We start from the raw sequence: 20,077 nt of genomic DNA on the forward strand, positions 1-20,077 counted from the left end.
CAGAGAAATAAGTCAATAACAAGGCAAAAATTTTGCTGTGTAGTTATTCTACATAAAAAATTTTTAACGCAGTTAGGGGCATATTTAGCTCGTTAGAATGATTACGGTTTCAATATAGCTGGTATTAGTTCATACCGTATTTTTTAAGCTTTTTACGTAAAGTACCACGGTTGATACCTAGTAAAATTGCCGCACGAGTTTGATTGCCACGTGTGTAAGTCATTACTTCTTCAAGCAATGGCGCTTCTAGCTCAGAAAGAACAAGGTCGTAAACGTCTTGCACATCTTGACCGTTAAGCTGCTTTAAGTAGTGGTGAACAGCTTTTTTCACTGCATCACGCAATGGCTGCGGTTTCTCGTGTGACTGAACATGAGGGTTAGTGATAAATGGAGAAGTCACGTTTTGTTCGAACATTATAAAGTCTCTTTCTTTCTTAGTTAGCTGCTAGTGTTTTAAAGTATTGCTCTAATGCGACGACCTGTGCCTCTGAATTGTCGAGCGCATTAAATACTCGCCTAAACTGACCGTCACTGTCATGGGTTTGCAAATACCAAGATACATGTTTGCGAGCGATTCGTGCTCCCATTGGCTCACCGTAAAACACATGGAGGTTGGTTAAATGCTCCATTAAAATACTGCGCACCTCTGCAATAGCAGGTGGCTGCATATGTTCACCAGTTCGCAAATAGTGGTCTATCTCCCTAAATATCCAAGGGCGACCTTGGGCGGCTCGACCAATCATAATGGCATCTGCACCCGTATAGTCCAAAACCTGCTTTGCTTTTTCAGGTGATGTAATATCACCATTAGCAACGACAGGTATCGACACTGAACGTTTTATATCCCTAATTGTGGCGTACTCAGCATCACCTTTATACATACATGCGCGCGTGCGCCCATGTACAGCCAGTGATGCAATGCCATAACGTTCAGCTATTCTTGCAATCTCTACACCATTACGGTTGTCCTGATCCCATCCGGTACGGATTTTAAGTGTCACAGGTATATCAACCGCGTTTACTACGGCATCAATAATCTCTTCCACGAGTTCTGGAAACTGTAATAAGGCTGAGCCTGCAAGTTTCTTGTTCACTTTTTTTGCTGGGCACCCCATATTGATATCTATGATCTGTGCACCGTTTGCAACATTGAATTGTGCGGCCTGTGCCATAAGCTCAGGGTCTGCTCCTGCAATTTGCACCGCACGTATACCCGACTCACCAGAATGATCCATTCGGTTCATCGACTTTTCGGTTTTCCAAACCTCCGGATTAGACGACAGCATTTCAGACACAGCAAGGCCAGCGCCTAAACGACGACATAGCTGTCTAAATGGTCTGTCCGTTATGCCCGCCATAGGCGCGACAATGACATTATTCTCAAGTTGGTATGAACCGATACGCACGATATTCAATAGGCCTCTTTTCAAGGGGCGCTAAGTTTACGGCTTTTTACGCAAAAATCAAAGGCTATAAATTGAACAAAAGTGACTTTTTTTTGCTCTTTTCGTATTGACATTTGATAACCGTATGACGAAGCGGTTTATTTGTGTGAATTTTGAACGGCTGTTACTTTTATAATAAAAAATCTTTATTTTTTATTATGTAAAAAAATAGTAAAGCCTGTTAAATACAGGCTTTAGATACGACTTTTGAGTTAATACTCTAAATTTTTTAATAACGCACTATTACGCTTTTTTAATGCCACTTACTCGGGTCCAATCGCCTTCAATGGCAATTTCATCGAGCTCAATAAAGGGCGCGTATATGTCAGCAACCGATTGTGCTTGTTCTTCTAAAATTCCCGACATCGCAATTTTACCGCCTGGCTTTAATAAGCCTAAAATAACACTATGAAGCTCACGCAGTGGTTGCGCTAAAATATTTGCCACTACAATGTCAGCAGTAAACTCAGGTTGATTTTCTGGCAGGTACACTTCAAGCTTGTCAGCAACACCATTGCGATTAGCGTTATCTAGGCTTGCTTCCAGCGCTTGTGGGTCAATGTCTATCCCTATCATGCGCTCAGCACCCAATTTTATTGCTGCAATGCCTAATATGCCTGAGCCACAGCCAAAATCGACCACGGTTTTACCAGTTAAGTCTTGGCTTTCTAACCATTTTAAACACAGTGCCGTGGTGGCGTGTGTGCCAGTACCAAAAGCAAGACCTGGATCAAGTAGTACATTGACTGCGTCTGGGTCTGGAATGTCGCGCCAGCTAGGACAAATCCAGAGTTTTTCGCCAAATTGAATAGGGTGAAAATTATCCATCCACTCACGTTCCCAGTCTTTATCTTCGAGTTGCTCAATTTTGTAAACTAAATTGTCTTTTAGCTCATCATGGCGTTTTAATAACGCAACCACTGCGTTCATATCGTGATTAGCTTCGAACAAGCCAATTACTGTGGTGTCAGCCCAAAATACAACAGTGCCAATTTTAGGCTCATAGATAGGCGTGTCTTTAGCATCAATAAAAGTAACAGAAGCACTGCCTGCTTCCATTAATAGGTCACTTACTGCATCAGCGGTTGCAGCATTGGCATTGATACGGATTTGGATCCAAGCCATGTTTATTTCCTTGAAATAGAAAAAAGGCCGCTACAGCGGCCTTTTAAATTAACTTATAATGTAACGCTAGATTATTTAGCGTCTAAAAAGCTTTTCAGTAAATCAGAGCGAGAAGGGTGACGTAATTTACGCAGTGCCTTCGCCTCAATTTGACGAATACGTTCACGTGTTACGTCAAACTGTTTACCTACTTCTTCTAACGTGTGGTCGGTATTCATATCAATACCAAAACGCATACGTAGTACTTTCGCTTCACGGGCTGTTAAGCCAGCAAGCACGTCGTTAGTTGCGCCACGAAGAGACTCCATTGTTGCCGAATCGATTGGCGAATCAATAGTGGTATCTTCGATGAAGTCGCCTAAGTGCGAATCTTCATCATCACCAATAGGTGTTTCCATTGAAATTGGCTCTTTTGCAATCTTAAGTACCTTACGGATTTTATCCTCAGGCATCATCATGCGTTCAGCTAATTCTTCTGGATTTGGCTCACGACCCATTTCTTGTAACATTTGACGTGAAATACGGTTCAATTTATTGATCGTTTCAATCATATGTACTGGAATACGGATTGTTCTTGCTTGGTCAGCAATAGAGCGCGTAATTGCTTGACGGATCCACCACGTAGCATAAGTTGAAAACTTATAACCACGACGGTATTCAAACTTATCAACCGCTTTCATCAGACCAATGTTACCTTCTTGGATTAAATCTAAGAACTGTAAACCACGGTTGGTGTATTTTTTAGCGATTGAAATTACAAGACGTAAGTTTGCTTCTACCATCTCTTTTTTAGCACGGCGCGCTTTCGCTTCACCAATACTCATGCGACGGTTTATATCTTTAATACGTTCAATGCTTAAGCCAGTGCTTTCTTCCATTGAAGTAAGTTTGCTAATACAACGAAGTATTTCAGGCTTCACTTCTTCAAGTTTAGCTGAATGCTTTTCGTTTGCTGCAATTTCAATATCAAGCCATGCTGTGTCAGTTTCGTTGTTTGCAAAATGCTTAACAAAGGTTTTCTTTGGCAGCTTTGAAACTTGAACTGCATGCTTCATGATAAGACGTTCTTGAACGCGAACTCTGTCCATCATTTCACGCATGTTATTAACCATGCGATCAAACTGTTTAGGTACGAGTTTAAAGGTTCTGAACAGCTCACCGATTTCTAAAATAGCGGCTTGAGACTCTGGATGAGAGCGACCTTTCTTATCGAATGTTTCACGTGCTTTGGTGTATAAATCACGTAAATTTTCGAAATGGATGCGCGCTTCTTCAGGATCTGGACCTGTATCTACTTCTTCTTCGTCTTCATCATCGCTGTCATCGTCATCATCGTCGCTATCATCAAGCTGTTTTTCACTTAATTCAGAACCAATGTTGGTGGCAGCAATAGGTGGTGCTTCTTCTGCATCAGGATCGAAAAAGCCAGAGATAATATCGCTAAGACGCATCTCTTCTGCTTCAAACTTATCCCACTGTTCAAGTAGGTAAGTGATCGCTTCAGGGTATTCAGCAACCGAAATTTGAACTTGGTTAATGCCTTCTTCAATACGCTTAGCGATAACAATTTCGCCTTCACGGGTAAGAAGTTCAACAGTACCCATTTCACGCATATACATGCGAACAGGGTCAGTTGTACGGCCAATTTCTTTTTCTACAGTAGCAAGGGCTGCAGCGGCAGCTTCCGCTGCGTCTTCGTCTGTCGTGGTTTCTTGCATCATTAATTCATCGGCATCAGGCGCGTTTTCGCTAACCTTGATACCCATGTCATTAATCATGCTAATGATATCTTCTACTTGATCTGAGTCGATAATATCTTGTGGAAGGTGATCATTAACTTCTGCAAAAGTTAAGTAACCTTGCTCTTTACCTTTTTGAATCAGAAGTTTTAATTGTGACTGAGGAGTTGGATCCATAGAGATTGTTTCTTCCACTCTGATAAGTTGATACAACAGGCGCCATCATGGAGTTTGCTCAAAGGCTAACCAGAATAATGTGACGCAGTGAATAGCACAGTATAACAGCCTAAATCAAATCTGACTAGCTGTTCGTTGCTTTTAACGCTGTCATTAGTAAATGACATTCTAGTCGTTCGTCGCTATTTAGGCCCTGTGTCTTGTCTTTTATTAATAGGGTCTCTAGTCGATAATTTAAACACTGATCTTCAATAAATTTGAAAGTATTTTGAAAAACAGTCTCTAAACGCTCTTCATTTATTTGATGTTGCCATGTCGCTAACTTAGTTAATGGCTCGTAGTCATCGGTGCCCCGAAATGATTCAAGAATTTGTGCGGTGGTAATGCCATCTTTTTGTAATGCTTGATGTTGTAGTCGCAATAATAAGCCAATACCCGCAATATTCATTTGAGCTAAATCGGGTAAATAGGGCACACTTTTAGCCAAGTTAGGGTGCTGAATTAAAATCCCTATTGCTTGGCGCATGGGTGTAATTTTAAATTTTCGTTCAATTGCTTGCTGCTGTTTTGGCGTTTTTAAGTGATTATTGAGTTGCTCACGGGTACGGCCAATCAATCGCCCAAGTTGCTCTAGAATATTTTCTTGGTAAAACTCACTTGGGATCTTTTCAATCAGGGGCAGTGCCGCACTGAGTAACTTAGCCTTACCGGAATCTAGTGTTAAATCAATCTCTTTACTTAGTTTATTAAACAGCACTTTAGTGAAGTCATCTGCGTTTTCAAGGCGTTGCTCAAAAGCTGCTTTACCTTCTTGTTGTACGAGTGAATCAGGGTCTTCACCATCGGGTAAAAATACAAAATGCAGTGCTTTGCCATCGTTTAAGTAAGGCAACGCATTTTCGAGTGCGCGCCACGCAGCATCTTTACCTGCACGGTCACCATCGTAACAACAAATAACTTTATCTGTGGTTCTAAATAAAGTGTGCATGTGCTCGCTGGTTGTCGCTGTACCAAGGGCTGCTACGGCATATTCAATACCTTGTTCTGCCAGCGCTACTACGTCCATGTAACCTTCAACAATCAGTACATGGTCAAGCTTCTTGTGTGCTTGTTTAGCTTCATAAAGGCCATAGAGTTCAAAGCCCTTATGAAATATGCGCGTCTCCGGAGAGTTTAAATATTTAGGCCCTTGATCGGCTTGCATTACTCGCCCACCAAAAGCAATAACGCGGCCGCGTTTATCACGAATTGGAAACATTAAGCGATCACGGAAAAAGTCGAACTGTTTGCCTGGGGTTTTCTCAGATGCGAGTTTAAGCTCAACTAATTGTTCTTTTTGTTCTTGGTTTCGCCCAAGTTGTTGGCAGAGCCCTTCCCATTCGCTGGGCGCATAACCTATCATAAACTTTTTAACGGTTGCACCGCTTAAGCCGCGACCTTTAACGTAATCGATTACCGCTTCAGAGTTACTGTGATGTTTTAACTGATGTTGATAAAAGCGTGCTGCATGCAGCATTAGATCATAGTCTGAACGTTTTTGTGCCGCTGTGCGCTCTGGTCCATTACTGCTCCCTTGTTCGCGAGGAACATCAAGGTTAAGTAAACTGGCTAGTTCTTCAATTGCATCAACAAACTCGAGTTTGTCATACTCCATTACAAAAGAAATAGCATTGCCGTTAGCGCCACAGCCAAAGCAATGATAAAACTGTTTATCTTGCGATACAGTAAATGAAGGCGACTTCTCATTATGAAAAGGACAGCAAGCTTGATAGTCTTTGCCCGCTTTTTTCAACCCTACCTTTGAGTCAATCAGGTCGACAATATCGGTTCGTGCCAATAAATCATCGATAAAGTTGCGTGGGATCTTTCCAGCCATTGTTTAAAGTACAGCCCTAAGATAAATAGAAAAGTGATGAAAACGAATTATAATACGCAAAGATTTGAACACAAATGCATAATTTTTTGAAGTACTAAATATCTAAACGAAGAAACCGAGCTCAAGGCTCGGTTTACTTCAATCATACTAAATGTATGTGGGGGTATTAGGCAGTTAATCGTTGCTTAATTAAACCTGAGATTTTGCCCATATCGGCACGACCTTCGGCTTTGCTTTTGATTATACCCATTACTTTACCCATGTCTTGCATACCTGCTGCGTTAGTATCAGCAATAGCCGCGTCAATGAGAGCAATAATTTCTTCTTCACTCAATTGTTGAGGTAAAAAAGCTTCAAGTGCTGTAATTTCATTGGCTTCAATATCAGCTAAATCATCACGCCCAGCATCTTTGTACTGAGTGTAAGAGTCGCGACGTTGTTTAACAAGCTTCACTATAACGGAGGTAATACCTGCGTCGTCTAGTGTTATTTGCTCGTCAATTTCACGTTGCTTGATTGCAGCAAGTACCATACGAATAGGGTTAAGACGTTGTTTGTCTTTGGCTCTCATCGCATCTTTTTGCGCATCTTTTAGCGTTATTAAAAGGCTCATTTATACAAGACCTAATATATTAGTATAATTTAACGCGACGAGCGTTATCACGAGAAAGTTTTTTCATGTGACGTTTAACAGCAGCTGCTTTTTTACGCTTACGCTCAGCTGTTGGTTTTTCATAGTGCTCGCGACGACGAACTTCTGAAAGGATACCTGCTTTTTCACATGAACGCTTGAAGCGACGAAGTGCTACGTCAAACGGTTCGTTCTCTCTTACTTTAATTACTGGCATTAAAAATTCACCTACCTAAATTATGAGCGTTGCTCAAGTTGATCAAACATTGATCAAGTGGTTCAAAAATGGTGCGGTATTGTAATCCGAAGCAACACCACATGTAAAGGATAATATTAACAGAAACACAGCAGCTAAAACAGTGTTAATTTATATGGCGTTGGTACAGCCTACAAAAAACCTGACCTGCCTTTTTCTCTTTAATTAACAACCAGTTATTTGGTGCTTTAAACGAGGTTAGCTCAGTTTCTACTTCAACATATATCAATGCTTCGGGGTCGAGCCATTGATTATTTTCCAATAAATCACAGCATGATTGAGCTAAATTTTTGCGAAATGGCGGGTCAATAAAAACCAAATTAAATGTGTCACTGGTGTTTTTTCTCTCTAAAAACGTCAGTGTATTGGTATTAACGACTTGCGCGTTTTGTGCATCAAGCGTCGCAATGTTTTGCTCTAATTGTTTTGCTGCTTGTGAATCAAGCTCTATGAATGTGGTGTGTTTTGCAAAGCGCGACAATGCTTCAAATCCCAATCCACCGGAACCGGCAAAGCAATCGAGAGTGTGCGCATCGCGGGTATCGTGCATCAACCAATTAAACACCGTTTCTTTAATTCGGTCGGTTGTAGGACGCAGACCTTGAACATCTTTTACTGGCAGTTTTCGACCGCGAAATTGGCCGCTAATGATTCTAATAACCCCATCAGCTGATTTATGAGTGGTGTTATTTTGTGTGGTTTTTTTTCTCATTTAACTCACTAAAAATTGGTATCTATGATCTAGCTCAGATAATATTGCAATCATATCACGGCGTGTCATTTTTCAACTGCGCTAAAAGTGTTACTATTATGCACCCTCGAGGATAACGTGTTGCTAAAAGCAATTATTTAGACTTAAAAGCACGCTATCATTATCGTTAGTTTATCAGATTTTTATAAGTGGTTATTAGCAAGTATGGCAAAAAAAAGTAAATTCATGTCGTGGCTCGGTTTTGGCAAGTCAGATAAAAAACAAGCAGAAGCTGATAAACAACAAGCATTCGCAAAAGAGCAGGCAGAAAAAGCCGAACAAGAGCGTTTAGCTGCAGAGCAAGCTGAGGCAGAGCGCTTACAAGCTGAAGCAGAAGCCGAGCGTATAGAACAAGCCCGAATTGCAGCTGAACAAGCTCGTTTAGCACAAGAGCAAGCAGAAAAAGCCGAGCAAGAACGTTTAGCTGCAGAGCAAGCTGCGGCAGAGCGTTTACAAGCTGAAGTAGAGGCCGAGCGTTTAGAGCAAGAGAAACAGGCGCAAGCACAGCGCGCAGCGGCAGAAGAAAAACAAGCGATTGAACACGCTAATGCAGAGCTATTAGCTAAACAGCAGGCAGATGCAGAGCAACAAAGACAAGAGCAAGCCAAACGTTTAGCAGAACAAGAAGCGCAAATGCAGTTAGAGCAAGAGCGCATTGCAGCAGAAAAAGCTGAGAACGAGCGTTTAGAACAACAGCGTATTGCAGCAGAGCAAGCTGAGAACGAGCGTTTAGAACAACAGCGCATTGCAGCAGAGCAAGCTGAGAACGAGCGTTTAGAACAACAGCGCATTGCAGCAGAACAAGCTGAGAACGAGCGTTTAGAACAACAGCGGATTGCAGCAGAGCAAGCTGAAAATGAGCGTTTAGAACAACATCGCATTGCAGCAGAGCAAGCTGAGAACGAGCGTTTAGAACAACAGCGCATTGCAGCAGAGCAAGCTGAAAATGAGCGTTTAGAACAACAGCGCATTGCAGCAGAACAAGCTGAGAACGAACGTTTAGAACAACAGCGTATTGCAGCAGAGCAAGCTGAGAACGAGCGTTTAGAACAAGAGCGTCTGGCTGCTGAAGAGGAGTCTGAACGCCTAGAGCAAGAGCGACTGACCGCAGAGCTTGCAAAGGAAGAAGCTATAAAAGCGGAAAAACCTAAAAAAGAAGGTTTTTTCTCTCGCCTCAAAAAAGGCTTACTGAAAACACGCGTTAATATTGGTTCTGGCTTTGCCTCAATTTTCAGCGGTAAAAAAATTGACGATGAGTTATTTGAAGAATTAGAGACTCAGTTACTCACTGCCGATCTTGGTGTTGATACCACCATGAAGCTAATCGATAGCCTGACCGACGCCGCTGATCGCAAGCAGCTTAAAGATGGTGATGCGCTTTATGAATTAATGAAGCAAGAAATGGCAACTATGCTGAAAACAGCAGAGCAGCCTTTAGAAATACCAGCAGACAAAAAACCTTTCGTTATCCTTATGGTAGGTGTGAACGGCGTAGGTAAAACCACCACCATTGGTAAAATGGCGAAACAATTTCAAAACCAAGGTAAATCGGTAATGCTTGCTGCCGGTGATACATTTAGAGCCGCAGCAGTAGAGCAGCTTCAAGTTTGGGGTGAGCGTAATAGTATTCCTGTTATAGCTCAGCACACTGGTGCTGATAGCGCCTCAGTGGTATTTGATGCCTTTCAAGCCGCTAAAGCGCGTAATGTTGATGTGTTAATTGCCGATACAGCAGGGCGCTTGCAAAATAAAGATAACTTAATGCAAGAGCTTGAAAAAATAGCCCGTGTGATGAAAAAAGTAGACCCAGATGCACCGCATGAAGTGATGCTGACAATTGATGCTGGCACAGGCCAAAATGCTATTAGCCAAGTAAACTTATTTAACCAATGTGTAGGTCTAACGGGTATCACACTATCAAAGCTTGATGGCACCGCTAAAGGCGGGGTTATTTTTGCCGTTGCTGATAAGTTTAATATTCCTATTCGTTATATTGGTGTAGGTGAGAGTATTGATGATTTACGCACCTTCAAGAGCGATGACTTTATTGACGCGCTATTTAGCCAAGATGAGGACGACGTTTAATTTACCAAAAGGGAGCCTGCTCCCTTTTTAATTGCAAGGAATACCAATTGCGTTAGGACGTTTAATGAGGTTGGCATAATAAAAAATGATAAATTTTCAGCAAGTAAGTAAAACCTATGCCGGTGGGCATCGCGCGCTTGAAAAAGTGAGTTTTCATATAAAACCAGGCGAACTGGCTTTTTTAACGGGCCACAGTGGTGCCGGTAAAAGTACACTTTTAAAGCTTATTAGCTTGATGGAACGCCCCTCTGCGGGCAATGTGTTTATCAATGGCGTGGATTTAAATAAGTTAAATTCACGACAAATTCCGTATGCACGCCGCGACATTGGTATTATTTTTCAAAATCATCGTCTATTAGAACGATACACGGTGTTCGATAACGTTGCTTTGCCCTTAATTATTGAAGGGACTCACCACAAGCAAATTGCCAAGCGTGTGCATGGCGCGCTCGATAAAGTGGGCTTGTTAGATAAAGTACGCTGTCATCCCTCCACACTCTCTGGCGGTGAGCAGCAACGTGTAGGGATTGCACGAGCCATTGTTAATTCTCCTCCTATACTATTAGCTGATGAACCTACCGGTAACCTTGATCCTGAGTTATCGATGGAAATATTACGCCTGTTCGAAGATTTTAATAAGCATGGCACCACGGTTTTAATTGCCACCCATGACTTGGGGTTAGTATCACGAATGAAGTATCGTAGCTTAACGCTTCATGATGGGCGGATGAGTCAAGATCCACTGGCTGAGGGTGTATTATGAGTTTACTGTTCAAAAGCCGTCAAAATAGTAATGATAAACAAAAAAAATCCGTATTCTCTGGCGGTTACTTTTTCATTATTAATATTTTTCGCCAAGGTGTGTACAGTCTTGGAGAAATGTGGCGCACGCCATTAGCCTCTATGATGACCATTGCTGTACTGGGTTTGAGTTTAACCTTGCCCGCAACGTTATACTTAGTGGTTAAAAATGTGCAGCAAGTGAGCAGTGGTTTTGAGCAAGCCAGCGAAATATCCTTGTTTGTAAAAGAGGATATGAGTGAGCAAGAAACGCAAACTTTAGTTAAACGCTTAGCGCTATATCCTGAAATACAAAGTGTGACTTTTATTTCTCGCACTGAGGCTTTGGATGAATTCAAAGAAATGTCTGGGTTTGGTCAGGCTTTAGAATACCTAGATAGTAACCCATTACCGAATGTGGTTTTAGTTACACCAACCCAGCGACATAGCCAACCTAATGCGGCTAAGCTATTGCTTAAAAAACTTGAAGGTGAACGCGAAGTTGATTTTGGTAAGCTTGATATTGCTTGGCTTGAACGTTTAAATGCATTACTCAGTTTGTTAAAAGAGAGTGTAATCACTATTGCGCTACTATTACTTACCTCAGTGACGCTTATTATAGGCAACACAATTCGTTTATCTATTATGGATAAAAAAGAAGAAATACAGGTAATGAAGCTCGTAGGGGCAACTAATACCTTTATTCATGCCCCCTTTTTATGGACTGGCATTTGGTATGGCGTGATTGGCGGATTGTTTGCTTTTATTTGCGTAGCATTAATGATGTGGTGGCTATCTGCTGCGGTAAGCAGTGTTGCAGGGGTATATCAAACCAGCTTTACGCTAATAGGGCTTAGCCTTAATGAATTTGGCGCGTTGGTATTGTTGGCCACTAGCTTAGGCTTTATTGGTTCTTACTTATCGGTTAACCGTTACATCTCAGAAATAGAACCCGATAAGGTTTAGGGCCCTAATATAATTCTTAAAACTGTCATGTTTTAAGTTTAAAATTATAAAAAAGCCAAAGCAAAAAGATTAATCTTTGCTTTGGCTAAACCAATTCATAGGTTATTCAGTCGCCTAGTGTAGACTGACTTAACACTAAAAAAACCACTTGATTTATGATTCAAAAAAGTTTTAAATTCAAGTTAGCACTCTTACTAAAAGAGTGCTAAGATGGTTTCAAATGTTTATCACCGAGGTGAAAAATGAGTAAAGATTTATACGCAATGGCACTTACAGTTGGGCAACAAAGCGCAAGTATGGATGGCTATCTTCAAGCTGTTAGTACTATTCCTATGCTTAAAGTTGAGCAAGAGCAGGAACTTGCAAAAAAACTTCAGGAAGAAGGCGATCTTAGTGCTGCAAAGCAACTCATTATGTCGCATTTGCGCTTTGTAGCGCACATAGCTAAAAGCTACTCGGGTTACGGGTTACCACAAGCTGATTTAATTCAAGAGGGTAACATTGGATTGATGAAGGCAGTAAAACGTTTTGACCCATCAGTGGGTGTACGTTTGGTTTCATTTGCGGTTCATTGGATCAAAGCCGAAATTCATGAGTTTGTGCTTAAAAACTGGCGTATCGTAAAAGTTGCGACAACCAAAGCGCAACGTAAACTGTTTTTTAATCTTCGTAAAAACAAAAAACGTTTAGGCTGGTTTAATCAAGCTGAAGTTAGCACAGTAGCGAGCGAGCTAGGTGTGAGTGAAAAAGAAGTGCGTGAAATGGAATCGCGTATGAGCGGCCAAGACATGGGCTTTGACTTAACAGGCGACGATAACGACGATGCGCCAACCAGTACTTACTCACCAGTGCAATACTTAACGGATGGTTCTGCTGACCTAGCTGACGACATTGAACAGCAACAATGGCAAGAGCAGTCGCATACGCGATTATTTAGCGCTTTGAAAACCCTCGATGAGCGTTCTCAAGATATCGTTAGCGCACGCTGGTTGTCAGATGATAAAGCAACACTGCAAGAGTTGGCTGAAAAATACAGCGTATCAGCAGAGCGTGTTCGCCAGCTGGAAAAAACAGCAATGAAAAAATTACAAAGTGCGATGAGTTAATCGCACTTAAAAAGTTATAAAGCCCTGCATGAAAATGCGGGGCTTTTTTTTAGTTAAAAAAAAGAGGTTAACAAAAAGTATCTTTTTTCTTATTTTGCTTACCTCTAGTCACATCTGTATATCTTTTAATTAAATATACCCTAGTTAAAGTTAATGAATAAGTTTGGTTTTAATTTAAATACATGATTTTAGTTTGTTTTTAATTTGGGTATATGAAAATATTCGCGCACCTGAGCGACTTGTCGTTCAAACCGTAGCCTAAATTAAATTATTAATTGCTGTGCTTATTGCCTTTCAATTTCATTTAACGCGAGTATTTACACTCAATATGAACTCATATTCACTAAAGAAAAAGATCTTGCTATCGGTGGTTCTTGCCCTAGCCGTTATTATTGTATTGCTATCGTGGAATAGCTACACCTCTCAAAAAGCGTTACTGTTAAAAAGCAGTATTGATAATGTAAGTCAGTCTGGTAAGCAACAAGCTGCGAGTATTGAAGATTGGCTAGCTAGTCGTCAGCAGATCATAGAGTCAGTTGCGAGTAAGGTTGAGGGCAATACGCTCAGCGCATTACAGCAAGCTCAAGTGTCTGGTGGTTTTCAATTAACTTACTTTGGAGATAGTATCGGGAAAATGACTGACTCTGATCCAAGTATTGATCGAACCGGCTACGACCCGCGCACTCGTCCATGGTATAAACAAGCACAGCTGAAAAATGGCACCGTAATTACCAAACCTTATTTAGATACTGCGTTTAATCAGTTGGTTGTTTCTATTGCTAAAACCACACAAAGTGGCGTGGTAGCGGGTGATTTATCGATTGAGTCTTTAGTTAATGATGTTAATACTATGTCTTTACCGGCAAATGGCTATGCCATCATGATGCATCAAGATGGCACTGTGATTGCCTATAAAGACACTAAAAAAGTAATGGCAGATATTACGCATATTGACTCGAAAATAAATCACCAATTCATTTTATCTAATAGTCAAAACGGTGAATTCACTCCCCTTTATTTTAAAGATGAAGGCCGAGAGAAGCTTGTTTGGGGTGAAAATATAAATAATACCGATTGGCAGTTGCTATTTGTATTGGATAAAGAAACCTTAGAGGCACCGCTAATTAGTTTATTAGTAACTCAACTCGTATTAGTCAGTGTGGCACTTTTGTTGAGCGTGTTGGCTATTTCATGGTTATTAAGTGTGTTGCTTGCGCCGTTAAGCCGAGTATCACAAGCATTATCAACAATTGCTGATGGTAACGGTGATTTGACCCAGCGTATTAGTGTTGATACACAAGATGAAGTTGGGGTACTGGCTGATAGTTTTAATCGCTTTGTAAGTAGCCAGCATGAGCTTATAAGCCATATTCGCCAGTTAGCTACTGATTTAGATTTTGATGCAGAGAAAAGCTTAATCACTAATCAAAACAGTGTCAGTGAGTTGCAGCGTCAGCAACAAGAAGTGGCGATGGTTGCCACTGCGGTCACAGAGATGGCAAGTGCAACCCATGAGATTGCTGCTAATGCCGAAAATACCGCGACGGCATCACAGCAGTCAGCGCAAAGTAGCCGTGAAGGTAAGCTGTTAGTTGATAAAACCAGAAATACGATTAATTCACTTGCGGGTGAAATAGACCAAACAACCACCGTCATTGGCGAACTAAGCTTACATGCTCAGGCTATATCGAGTATTTTGACTACCATTCAAGAAATTGCTGAGCAAACAAATCTCTTAGCACTCAATGCCGCAATAGAGGCTGCCCGTGCTGGTGAACAAGGGCGTGGCTTTGCAGTGGTTGCCGATGAGGTGCGTGTACTATCAAGAAGAACGCAAAACTCCACAGCAGAAATTTACACCACCATAGAAACCTTACAAAATACGACCAAAAAAGCAGTGAGCTTGATGGACAGCAGTAAGGGGTATGCTAACAATAGTGTGGATGATGTTAATGCAGCAGCTCATGCACTAGAGGAAATCACCTTAGCAGTGAATGAAATTTCTGATATGGCAGGTCAAATAGCGGTTGCAGCAGAAGAGCAAACGCAAGTGACTAATGAAATTACTAGAAATACGGTCGCCATTAAAGATGTAACCGATGAAATTACTACCTCAGCAACTGCGCATTTAAGCCAAGCTGAAGTATTAAAAGACAGAGCTACAGATTTAAATGCTAAAGTAGCAACATTTATTTTATAAATATAATGCGCTTAAGTGAGTTAGATTAACTGATGGGTTAGGGTGTTTACTTACCCCATCAGTTTAATGAAATAGCTTCTTGCTGAGCTATTTGTACATATTTACGTTCGACCAGTTGCGATACTGGCACCAGTTCAAATCCTTGCTCACTTAATTGCGGCAAAGCGTGGCGTAAAAAATCGATGGTTTCGGGATAGGGATGCGCTATTGCAATGGCAAATTGATACTTAGTTGCTTTTGATTTTAGCTCTTCTAATCTTAATTGTAGTTGCTCTGTGGTCGTTATATTGTCTAAAAATACATGTCGGCTAATGTTTTCCACTCCCAAAAAGTTGGCTGCATTCTGAGCTTGGCTTAATTCAGTTGTACGGCTATCAAGAAAATACAGCTGGCGTTTTTTGAGTACTTCCATGGTCCATTTCATTGCTTGGCTTTGTTGAGTCAGCGCAGAGCCCATATGGTTATTAACTCCTTTAACTTGCGGTAAACTGGCCAGCGCATTCCCGAGCGTTTGTTGAAGTTGTGCTTTATCCATATTTAAAGTGAGCGCACCAGGCCCGAGTTTTTTACCATTTAAAGCCTGCATAGGAACATGCAACAGGAGCTCTTTATTTGACTGACTAGCAAGGGTTGCAAATATTTGAGAATAGGGGGTGTGGGGCAATATTGAATAGGACAACTGCCCAGGTAAACTCAGGAATTCTAAATCACGTTGATGATAACCTATGTCATCGATCACTATGGCTATTTGCTTGGCTTTAACAGCACTCGATGTTGCAAATAAGGCTAAAAACAGCCCAGCTAACACCATTAAATTTATAGTTTTCACGTTTTATAATTTTTATTATCTTTGTCGTGTTTAAAATAATTTACCGAATTTAGTGCATGTTGAGTAGCTGTTTTGCCTTGGTTAACTGGATATCGGCTAAATCTTCAGTGCTAAAAACGGTGTTTTGTTCTAATTGTTCATTTTTTATTATAACGGCTTTATTTGTTTGTGGAAGCGTTGTTTGATTAATCGCCACATTCGGGGTCACGCCAATACCTTCAATCGATTCACCTGATGGCGTAAAGTAGCGTGCGGTAGTTAGTTTTAAGGCGGTATCACCATCGCCTAATGGAATGAGTGATTGTACCGACCCTTTGCCAAATGACTGACTCCCCACTATTTTTGCACGCATATTTTCTTTTAGTGCTGCAGCCAGTATTTCTGCTGCAGAGGCTGAGTTTTCGTTAATCAGTACAACAATAGGTGCGCCTTTTAAAATATCGCCGCGTTTAGCGTAAAACGACTGATTAGAATCATAAAAACGTCCTTTGGTTGTTACTATTAGACCATCTTGTAAAAAGAGATCTGCCACAGCAACCGCGCTTTTTAAAGTCCCGCCAGGGTTGTCTCGTAAATCAATAATTAAGCCTTTTAATGCGTGGCCGTAATGGTTTTGCATAGCGGCTATTTGTAAGGCAACTTCATGCAAGGTGTGGTTTGAAAAGGTATTTATAGCAATATAACCGCTACCAGCATCAAGTAGTTGCTTAGTTACACTGGCCAGTTTTATTTGTTTTCTGCTGAGGTTAAATATGAGCGGTTTTAGATTGTTATTTCGGATAATACTTAGTTGTACTTTATTGTTGGGGCTGTCTTTAATTTGCTGCGCGACTATATCAATAGGACTATTTTTAATCTGCTGATTATTAACTGCTGTAATAATATCGCCAGCTCGCAGGCCGACTTGTTTAGCAGGCGAATTATTAATTACTTTAACAATCGTGGTGCTCTGCTCAATATTTTTGACCTCAATGCCTAAGCCAGTATAGCGACCATTGGTATTATCAAATAACGCATTTAGCTCATTTTTATCTAAATATTTAGAGTAGGGATCGAGTTTAGAGTATAAGCGTTCAAATTGAGAGGTGTTGTATTCAATGTATTCACTGTTATGCAGTGCTAAATCATCAACGTAGTAGGTATGAATATTAAACAGTATTTCATTTATTTTTTGGCTTTCTAAATCTTTGACCGAACTGGCATGAGCATTATTTATAAAGCCAAAAAGTGCCAATAAAAAAAATACCTGCAAACAAAACCAAAATATTGGTTTTGTTTGCGATACTTTTTTTTGGCAAATGTGTGTGTTTATCATAACTGCCTCTACTAGGATGCAGTTATTTTAAGATTAAATACGTCTGCACCATTTTATGGGATTAACAGCACGCCCTTTGTGGCGTATTTCAAAGTATAGACCAGAATCGGCTTGTCCACCGCTTTGCCCAACTAAAGCAACGCTTTCACCCTCTCTGACCATATCACCCACATCTTTGAGTAAGGTTTGTGCATGCCCGTATAAGCTCATAAAGCCTTCACCGTGGTCCACAACAATCACCCAGCCGTAACCTTTTAACCAATCTGCAAATACCACCTGACCGTTATGAATGCTATTTACTGAAGTGCCCTCTGCAGCAGAAATTAACACGCCTTTCCAGTTAATTCCGCCGTGCTTACGTTGGCCAAACTTGTGCGTTAGTTTGCCTTTACTCGGCCAGCTTAATCTTCCTTTATTTTTATTTAGGCCCAATAGCTCAATTTTTGTGGTTTTTTCTTCTTCAAGTTCTTTAATAGTTGCGATCAGCGTTTGTTCGTTCTCTTCTAAGTAACTAATTGAATTTTTTGTTTTATTTAACTGCTGTTTTAGATTTTTTAGGCTGGCTTGGCGCTCATTTTTAGCGTCAAGAAGCGCTGCTTGTCGCCTTTTTTGTTCATCAAATAAAGCAACTAGCGTTTCTTTTGTTTTTTCAAGCTCAGCTTGGTTTTTCGCAATTTCTATTTGCAGCGCTTTAAGTTCATCAAGCTGCTTTATGCGGGCTTTATTTAAGTAGTTGTAATAGCTAAGCGTACGTTCAAATTTAGCGGTATCTTCTTGGTTAAGCAGCATTTTTGAATAGTCATCACTACCTGCCATATAAGCACTTTTTAACTGTGCTGCTAACACACGCTTAAATTGGGCTTGTTGTTTTTCAAGCTTTACCGCGCGTTGTTGTTGCTCTGTTTGCTGTTGTTGTGTTTTTTTAACGGATTGCTCAGCCATATTGAGTGCTTTAGCGTTTTTCGCTATAGCGAGTTCATGTGCTTTTAGCTTTTGCTGCTGTTTAGCTATTTCTTTTTGCTGTTGTTGATATTCAGCTTGGCTTTGCTCTAAAGCCACTTGAACTTGGGATAGGTCTTTTTTAGTACGATCTTCATTAGCCACGGCAACGCCAGTGACTAATGAATGAAGTACATAGATACACGCAATGACGCGGTATGCGCTTTTTTTCATAGGTTATTTCAACACCATAATTGGCGACCCTGTCATTTCTGGAGGTTGCTCTAACCCCATTAAATGCAGCATGGTTGGGGCAACATCGCTCAAGGCTTTGCCTGAATAAGCTTGTGCATCGCGACCTACATAAATAAACGGCACGGGCTCACTGGTATGTGCTGTGTGCGCTTGGCCTGTTTTAAGGTTTGCCATTTGCTCTGCATTGCCATGATCGGCGGTAATAAGTGCTTCGCCGCCATATTCTTTCAATGCATCCACTACACGGCCAATACAGTTATCTACTGCCTCACAGGCTTTAACTGCAGCCTCAAATACACCTGAATGACCGACCATGTCGCCATTAGGGTAGTTACAAATAATGGCATCGTATTTTCCACTTTTTATTGCTTCTACTAGCTTATCGGTAAGCATTTTTGAGTTCATTTCTGGCTGCAAATCATAAGTTGCAACCTGAGGTGATGGAATAAGTTCACGGGTTTCGCCGTCAAACTCATCTTCTCGTCCACCACTGAAGAAAAAGGTAACATGAGCATATTTTTCAGTTTCAGAAATACGCAGTTGAGTTTTACCTTGTTTTTCAAACCATTCGCCAAGTACGTTATTAAGCGGCGTGGGGCCAAAAGCAACAGGCGCATCTATATCGGCTGCGTATTCAGTCATCATCACAAAGCCGCTAAGCTCAGGCGATTTTTTCTTATTAAAGCCGTCAAAGTCAGGCTCTACAAAGGCGCGAGTGATTTCGCGTGCGCGGTCTGCTCTAAAGTTTGCAAATATAATGGTGTCGCCATCATTTACTTTTACAGATTCGCTGCCTTTAGGAGTGATCGTGCTGGCTGCTACAAATTCGTCATTTTCATCGCGCTCATAAGCGGCATTTAGTGCACTTACGCCTTCTTCATAATCAAAATCGCCTTCACCTAAGGTGATTAAATTATAGGCTTTTTCAACACGATTCCAGCGGTTGTCTCTGTCCATGGCATAGTAACGGCCAATTAGTGAGGCTAAACGGCCACATTTAAGTTCGCTAAATAAGGCTTCAATACGCTCAATAGACGCTTTAGCACTACGCGGTGGTGTATCGCGTCCATCTAAAAAGGCATGAAAGTACACCTCTTTAGCGCCGCGTTTTGCAGCCAGTTGTATACTGGCAACAATATGATCTTCGTGGCTATGCACGCCACCTGGACTTAACAGTCCCATAATGTGTACAGCTTTGTTGGCATGAACGGCTTTATCAATGTTTTCAACAAGTGCAGGGGTTGTATCAAATTCGCCATCATCAATGGCTTTGGTGATACGGGTAAAATCTTGATACACAATACGGCCTGCGCCTAAATTAACATGGCCCACCTCAGAATTACCCATTTGGCCATCAGGAAGACCGACATCTAAACCCGATGCTGAAATTAATGTATGAGGACGTGTGGCCCAAAGCTCATCTAATACAGGGGTGTTAGCAGCTAAAATAGCATTGCTTTGCTCATCTTCTCTGTATCCCCAGCCATCTAAAATCATTAATACCAGTGGTTTTTTATGCTCTGTCATAGTCACTCCTGAAAAATTAGCGTTGCTAAAATACACGCTAACATTAATGCCAACATGCCAAGTCTTAGCATACCG

The 20,077-nt window shown here is 41.1% G+C and carries 17 protein-coding genes; 5 read left to right on the forward strand and 12 right to left on the reverse strand.

Annotated elements, in window-relative coordinates:
- Positions 1-124: 124 nt before the first annotated feature.
- From fis to rsmD, 8 genes are all read right to left on the reverse strand, one after another.
- Positions 125-415 carry a DNA-binding transcriptional regulator Fis gene (gene fis, locus N523_RS0100525; RefSeq protein ID WP_002957804.1) on the reverse strand — a complete coding sequence of 97 codons (291 nt, stop codon included), beginning with the start codon at positions 413-415 and terminating at the stop codon, positions 125-127.
- A 19-nt stretch (positions 416-434) separates the two neighbouring features.
- A complete protein-coding gene (gene dusB, locus N523_RS0100530; protein ID WP_028835593.1) occupies positions 435-1,406 on the reverse strand; it encodes a tRNA dihydrouridine synthase DusB in 972 nt (323 codons plus the stop codon).
- Positions 1,407-1,688: 282 nt separating this feature from the next.
- Positions 1,689-2,570, reverse strand: a complete 882-nt coding sequence (prmA, locus tag N523_RS0100540; protein ID WP_008114871.1) for a 50S ribosomal protein L11 methyltransferase — start codon at positions 2,568-2,570, stop codon at positions 1,689-1,691.
- Between the two features lie 71 nt (positions 2,571-2,641).
- Entirely contained in the window at positions 2,642-4,486 is a 1,845-nt protein-coding gene (gene rpoD, locus N523_RS0100545) for an RNA polymerase sigma factor RpoD (RefSeq protein ID WP_028835594.1), read from the reverse strand.
- Between the two features lie 124 nt (positions 4,487-4,610).
- Positions 4,611-6,362 (reverse strand): DNA primase, encoded by a 1,752-nt coding sequence (gene dnaG / locus N523_RS0100550; RefSeq protein ID WP_028835595.1) that lies wholly within the window; start codon positions 6,360-6,362, stop codon positions 4,611-4,613.
- A 166-nt stretch (positions 6,363-6,528) separates the two neighbouring features.
- On the reverse strand, positions 6,529-6,975 hold the full coding sequence (locus N523_RS0100555; protein ID WP_016899740.1) for a GatB/YqeY domain-containing protein: 447 nt from the start codon (positions 6,973-6,975) through the stop codon (positions 6,529-6,531).
- Between the two features lie 19 nt (positions 6,976-6,994).
- Positions 6,995-7,210 (reverse strand): 30S ribosomal protein S21, encoded by a 216-nt coding sequence (gene rpsU / locus N523_RS0100560; RefSeq protein ID WP_002957797.1) that lies wholly within the window; start codon positions 7,208-7,210, stop codon positions 6,995-6,997.
- Between the two features lie 145 nt (positions 7,211-7,355).
- Entirely contained in the window at positions 7,356-7,961 is a 606-nt protein-coding gene (rsmD, locus tag N523_RS0100565) for a 16S rRNA (guanine(966)-N(2))-methyltransferase RsmD (protein WP_013465959.1), read from the reverse strand.
- Between the two features lie 204 nt (positions 7,962-8,165).
- On the opposite strand from rsmD, the gene ftsY reads away from it, so the two are divergent.
- The 5 genes from ftsY (at position 8,166) to N523_RS0100590 (ending at position 15,137) form a co-directional block, all read left to right on the forward strand.
- Positions 8,166-10,085, forward strand: coding sequence for a signal recognition particle-docking protein FtsY (gene ftsY, locus N523_RS0100570; protein ID WP_028835956.1), 1,920 nt, complete (start codon positions 8,166-8,168; stop codon positions 10,083-10,085).
- 85 nt (positions 10,086-10,170) lie between these two features.
- Positions 10,171-10,848: a cell division ATP-binding protein FtsE gene (gene ftsE / locus N523_RS0100575; protein ID WP_013465956.1), complete on the forward strand. Its 678-nt coding sequence runs from the start codon at positions 10,171-10,173 to the stop codon at positions 10,846-10,848.
- On the forward strand, positions 10,845-11,831 hold the full coding sequence (gene ftsX, locus N523_RS0100580; protein WP_028835596.1) for a permease-like cell division protein FtsX: 987 nt from the start codon (positions 10,845-10,847) through the stop codon (positions 11,829-11,831). The genes ftsE and ftsX overlap by 4 nt, the downstream gene beginning before the upstream one ends.
- A gap of 242 nt (positions 11,832-12,073) precedes the next feature.
- Complete coding sequence (gene rpoH / locus N523_RS0100585; RefSeq protein WP_013465954.1) at positions 12,074-12,937, forward strand: RNA polymerase sigma factor RpoH; 864 nt, start codon at positions 12,074-12,076, stop codon at positions 12,935-12,937.
- 328 nt (positions 12,938-13,265) lie between these two features.
- Complete coding sequence (locus N523_RS0100590) at positions 13,266-15,137, forward strand: methyl-accepting chemotaxis protein (RefSeq protein ID WP_028835597.1); 1,872 nt, start codon at positions 13,266-13,268, stop codon at positions 15,135-15,137.
- Positions 15,138-15,195: 58 nt separating this feature from the next.
- Here N523_RS0100590 and N523_RS0100595 read toward each other — a convergent pair whose 3' ends face one another.
- The 4 genes from N523_RS0100595 to gpmM form a co-directional block, all read right to left on the reverse strand.
- Positions 15,196-15,948 (reverse strand): divergent polysaccharide deacetylase family protein, encoded by a 753-nt coding sequence (locus N523_RS0100595; RefSeq protein ID WP_013465952.1) that lies wholly within the window; start codon positions 15,946-15,948, stop codon positions 15,196-15,198.
- Positions 15,949-16,015: 67 nt separating this feature from the next.
- On the reverse strand, positions 16,016-17,281 hold the full coding sequence (locus tag N523_RS0100600) for a S41 family peptidase (RefSeq protein WP_028835599.1): 1,266 nt from the start codon (positions 17,279-17,281) through the stop codon (positions 16,016-16,018).
- A gap of 33 nt (positions 17,282-17,314) precedes the next feature.
- On the reverse strand, positions 17,315-18,454 hold the full coding sequence (locus tag N523_RS0100605) for a murein hydrolase activator EnvC family protein (protein WP_028835600.1): 1,140 nt from the start codon (positions 18,452-18,454) through the stop codon (positions 17,315-17,317).
- A 3-nt stretch (positions 18,455-18,457) separates the two neighbouring features.
- Positions 18,458-20,002: a 2,3-bisphosphoglycerate-independent phosphoglycerate mutase gene (gpmM, locus tag N523_RS0100610; protein WP_028835601.1), complete on the reverse strand. Its 1,545-nt coding sequence runs from the start codon at positions 20,000-20,002 to the stop codon at positions 18,458-18,460.
- Positions 20,003-20,077 lie beyond the last annotated feature (75 nt).

Origin of the sequence: Pseudoalteromonas sp. 23_GOM-1509m, assembly GCF_000518425.1 — a bacterium.
GTDB classification, from domain to species: Bacteria; Pseudomonadota; Gammaproteobacteria; order Enterobacterales; family Alteromonadaceae; genus Pseudoalteromonas; species Pseudoalteromonas tetraodonis.

Coding starts and splice junctions, on each gene's coding strand:
- fis (WP_002957804.1), bottom strand. CDS start 415: ATGTTCGAACAAAACGTGACTTCTCCATTTATCACTAACCCTCATGTT.
- prmA (WP_008114871.1), bottom strand. CDS start 2,570: ATGGCTTGGATCCAAATCCGTATCAATGCCAATGCTGCAACCGCTGAT.
- rpoD (WP_028835594.1), bottom strand. CDS start 4,486: ATGGATCCAACTCCTCAGTCACAATTAAAACTTCTGATTCAAAAAGGT.
- dnaG (WP_028835595.1), bottom strand. CDS start 6,362: ATGGCTGGAAAGATCCCACGCAACTTTATCGATGATTTATTGGCACGA.
- N523_RS0100555 (WP_016899740.1), bottom strand. CDS start 6,975: ATGAGCCTTTTAATAACGCTAAAAGATGCGCAAAAAGATGCGATGAGA.
- rpsU (WP_002957797.1), bottom strand. CDS start 7,210: ATGCCAGTAATTAAAGTAAGAGAGAACGAACCGTTTGACGTAGCACTT.
- rsmD (WP_013465959.1), bottom strand. CDS start 7,961: ATGAGAAAAAAAACCACACAAAATAACACCACTCATAAATCAGCTGAT.
- ftsY (WP_028835956.1), top strand. CDS start 8,166: ATGGCAAAAAAAAGTAAATTCATGTCGTGGCTCGGTTTTGGCAAGTCA.
- ftsE (WP_013465956.1), top strand. CDS start 10,171: ATGATAAATTTTCAGCAAGTAAGTAAAACCTATGCCGGTGGGCATCGC.
- ftsX (WP_028835596.1), top strand. CDS start 10,845: ATGAGTTTACTGTTCAAAAGCCGTCAAAATAGTAATGATAAACAAAAA.
- rpoH (WP_013465954.1), top strand. CDS start 12,074: ATGAGTAAAGATTTATACGCAATGGCACTTACAGTTGGGCAACAAAGC.
- N523_RS0100590 (WP_028835597.1), top strand. CDS start 13,266: ATGAACTCATATTCACTAAAGAAAAAGATCTTGCTATCGGTGGTTCTT.
- N523_RS0100595 (WP_013465952.1), bottom strand. CDS start 15,948: ATGGTGTTAGCTGGGCTGTTTTTAGCCTTATTTGCAACATCGAGTGCT.
- N523_RS0100600 (WP_028835599.1), bottom strand. CDS start 17,281: ATGATAAACACACACATTTGCCAAAAAAAAGTATCGCAAACAAAACCA.
- N523_RS0100605 (WP_028835600.1), bottom strand. CDS start 18,454: ATGAAAAAAAGCGCATACCGCGTCATTGCGTGTATCTATGTACTTCAT.
- gpmM (WP_028835601.1), bottom strand. CDS start 20,002: ATGACAGAGCATAAAAAACCACTGGTATTAATGATTTTAGATGGCTGG.